General features: G+C 33.3%; 3 protein-coding genes and 1 tRNA gene. 2 read left to right on the top strand and 2 right to left on the bottom strand.

Going from position 1 to position 3,656, the window contains the following annotated elements:
- On the bottom strand, nt 1-723 hold a 723-nt coding region (locus tag RMO70_RS10890), incomplete at its 3' end, for a Gfo/Idh/MocA family oxidoreductase (protein WP_310556464.1).
- A gap of 194 nt (nt 724-917) precedes the next feature.
- On the opposite strand from RMO70_RS10890, the gene rseP reads away from it, so the two are divergent.
- A complete protein-coding gene (rseP, locus tag RMO70_RS10885) occupies nt 918-2,261 on the top strand; it encodes an RIP metalloprotease RseP (RefSeq protein ID WP_310378645.1) in 1,344 nt (447 codons plus the stop codon).
- A gap of 84 nt (nt 2,262-2,345) precedes the next feature.
- Nucleotides 2,346-2,419: transfer RNA gene (locus RMO70_RS10880), tRNA-Asn, on the top strand.
- A gap of 79 nt (nt 2,420-2,498) precedes the next feature.
- Here the strand turns inward: RMO70_RS10880 and RMO70_RS10875 are convergent.
- Nucleotides 2,499-3,479, bottom strand: a complete 981-nt coding sequence (locus tag RMO70_RS10875; protein ID WP_310556463.1) for an HNH endonuclease — start codon at nt 3,477-3,479, stop codon at nt 2,499-2,501.
- Nucleotides 3,480-3,656 lie beyond the last annotated feature (177 nt).

Below are 3,656 nucleotides of genomic sequence, written 5' to 3'. Positions count from 1 at the left end.
CTGAATAATATAAGCCGGAATACTCTCTCGAACAAAAAATCCTGCTTTGAGTCGGACTCTAAAGTCAGCGTAATAGAGTAAAATATCGAAACAATCATCAACTAGTGAACCGTGTCGTGTGATGCGAATATCGGCAAAAACAGCTTTGGGTAAACCAAATAAAAACAAAGCTTGATCGATTAAATGTGGGCCTAAATCTTTGAGAATTCCCGCACCAGAATTGGCAGTTTCCTTATGCTGTTTTGGACTTAAATTAGGATTATAACGGTCAAAATGAAACTCGGCTTCTACAATTTGGCCCAATAATTTTTCCGAAATAATTTTGGTGACCGTTTTGAAATCACTGTCCCATCTTCGGTTTTGAAAAACGGCTAGTTTTAATTTTTTTTCTTTGGACAAAGCTGCTAATTCATGTGCTTCGGCGAGTGTTGTGGTAAATGCTTTTTCGACCAAAGCATGTTTTCCGGCTTGAAGTACTTTTTTAGTATACTCAAAATGGGTTTCAACTGGCGTGTTTACGATTACTAAATCAATGGTTTTATCTTCTAAAATCGATTCGAGAGTTGGATAACTTTTCGCATTTGGATAATCTATTTGTATCAAATTTTTGCTTCTTTCCCATGAACCAGCGAGTTCAAAACCTTGATGAAGGGCAATAAATGGGGCGTGAAATACTTTTCCTGACATTCCGTAAGACAGTAATGAGGTTTTTATTTTTTGCATAACTGTTATAATTTGAGTAAAAATAATGGACAACTTGCTAACTAAAAAAGGAAATGACACAATTATTAACAAATAATTATAGTCTGGCATAAAAGTAAACCTTTGGAACTAAAATAGAAAACCTTACTTTTGTGCGTTATAAAATTAAATTAATAAGAGGATGAGATTGCTTCGCTCCTCGCAATGACAAAAAAATGGAAATAGTTATCAAGCTTTCTCAATTTTTATTGAGCTTATCATTACTCATCATACTACACGAATTAGGGCATTTTATTCCTGCAAAATTATTTAAAACTAGAGTAGAAAAATTCTACTTGTTTTTTGATATTAAATATTCCTTATTTAAAAAGAAAATTGGCGAAACCGAATACGGAATTGGCTGGTTGCCACTTGGTGGTTATGTCAAAATTTCGGGTATGATTGACGAAAGCATGGACAAAGAACAAATGGCATTGCCGCCACAACCGTGGGAATTTCGTTCTAAACCAACTTGGCAACGATTAATAATTATGCTTGGTGGTGTAACGGTTAATTTTATTTTGGCCTTTGTTATTTACATTGGGATGGCTTTTGCTTATGGAGATACGTATGTTGCCAATGCAGATTTGAAAGACGGTCTTTTGATTGAAAATAAAGCAATGCTGAAAGCTGGGTTTAAAACTGGAGATAAAATCATTTCTTGTGATGGTGACCAAATTGTAAAATTTGACAATGACATCAACATGAAAATCATTATGGCAAAGGAAGTTCTTATCGAAAGAAATGGAGCGCAACTAACTATCAAAATGCCTATTGATTTTGTAGATCAATTATCAAAACAAGAAAAATCACCTTTGGTAACTATTAGAATGCCTTTTGTTGTTAGTGCTGTTACGGATGAATCTCCAAATAAAACGTTATTGTCTAAAGACGTAATTGTATCGCTAAACGGACAAAAAACAAAATATTTTGATGAATTAAAAGCCGTTTTACAAAGTCATAAAAACAAAACTATTACTGCTGTAGTGCTCCGCAATCAAAAAGAAGTACAAATCCCAGTAATTGTTAATCCAGCAGGAAAATTAGGAGTTCAAATGGCGGGTTTAGATATAGAATCTCTAGAGAAATTAGGCTATTATAAAATAAGTAAGCAAGAATTTAGTTTTTTTGAATCGATTCCCTTTGGAATTGAAAAAGGGAAAAATCAATTGCTGGGTTACGGCAAACAATTAAAAATGATTTTCAATCCAGAAACCAAAGCTTACAAACAAGTAGGTGGTTTTGCCGCTATTTTCAATATTTTTCCAAGCTCATGGAGTTGGGAAGTTTTCTGGAATATAACGGCTTTATTGTCGATTATGCTTGGTGTTATGAATTTATTGCCAATTCCTGCGCTTGATGGCGGACATGTTATGTTTTTATTATACGAAATGATTTCTGGCAAAAAACCAAGTGATAAATTTTTAGAAAACGCCCAAATGGTTGGTTTCGTATTACTTATCTCATTGCTTTTATTTGCTAATGGAAACGATATTTATAAGGCAATTGTTGGTAAATAAAAAAAAATTAAAAAAAATTAATTTTTGTTTGCATCAAATAAATTAAGCCCTATATTTGCACCGCTTTAAAAGTGAAATACACTTTCCTTCTTAGCTCAGTTGGTTAGAGCATCTGACTGTTAATCAGAGGGTCCTTGGTTCGAGCCCAAGAGAGGGAGCAAAAGCAGAAAGCCATTCGAAAGAGTGGCTTTTTTTATGGTCTTAATTGTGGGAATACAATTTTCTTGGTTTTCAATATCAAAACACAAAAACTTCCTTTTTATGCCACATCAAATTCTCTGGTGATGGATAATCTTTTTCTTTTTCGGGAAGGACAATCCTTCGACCAGCAAATTGTGAAATTGAAAATGGTGTCTCATTTTCTCTAACAACTGTCGAGATTTTAACGACGTAGTCTTCGTTGATTGTAATTAATCCTCTGTCGTATGCTCTATGCAAATTAGGCGATAATGCGATACCATTTGAAACGGTATCGTCATTAGAAATACTAAATGGAACAATGTGACAAGCGTCTATCATTTGAGCGTTTGTTGTTGATTCTATTTTCATTCCGGAGATACAACATTGGTTCTGGTATATCTTTGGAACTTCTCGCTTAAAGATACTTCCTCTAATAAATCGTTCTTCTTCAATTTCATTTTCGGTTAATTCTTCTGCAATATGACTCATTAATGTTTGGTATTCTTCCTTGGTATCATTTAGAATTTGGTCTTTAATGACTGTTTCTATATCATATCGAACTACTGTTCCAAACTGAAAATTTGCTTTTGTGTCAGGGAAATAGTTGTTTAATAACATGTTTTCTATCTCAACTCTTGTAAACGGATTTAAAAGCAATTCAAATAAATCCTTATCAATTTCAGCAAAAGCTACCCTGCTTTTGAGTTTGCCCAGACTGCTAATTTTCTCTTTATTGTCAAACAATCCGTTTACATAAACTAATCTCCAAAAAGGTTCTGAACTAAGATGAAAAAACGGGAGTGAAAAATTTGGTGTGTGATTAGTGGTAACTAATTTATTCCAGTTGCTTTTGAATGCGATTACCAATTCACCAGTGATATAAATTCTATTAGATTGTATTTCGCCTTTTTGGATTAACTGGATTATTGACAATAACAAAATAGGTTTGTGAGGTGCTTTACCAAGCGTTTTGTTTGAGGCTCGATTAAGTGATTGTAAATGTTTTGTGTAATTCTGAAAGAGTTCATTTGCTGTCATATCCATCAAAATTTTAGTAAATCTAGCAATTATATCTTTTTACCTTTCTATCATAACAGATTTCTTCTTAATTTCAACTCTCAAAACATACCGCTTTTCCAAATCCGTTTTAAATCGATTCGAGAACTCAAGACTCCTAGAAGCAAAATATAAAAGCCATTCTATCGAATGGCTTTT

The organism is Flavobacterium sp. (genome assembly GCF_031422135.1).
Classification (GTDB): domain Bacteria; phylum Bacteroidota; class Bacteroidia; order Flavobacteriales; family Flavobacteriaceae; genus Flavobacterium.
The sequence above is the reverse complement of the archived record's forward strand: the minus strand, read 5'-3'. Positions and strand labels throughout refer to the sequence as shown.

Coding starts and splice junctions, on each gene's coding strand:
- rseP (WP_310378645.1), top strand. CDS start 918: ATGGAAATAGTTATCAAGCTTTCTCAATTTTTATTGAGCTTATCATTA.
- RMO70_RS10875 (WP_310556463.1), bottom strand. CDS start 3,479: ATGACAGCAAATGAACTCTTTCAGAATTACACAAAACATTTACAATCA.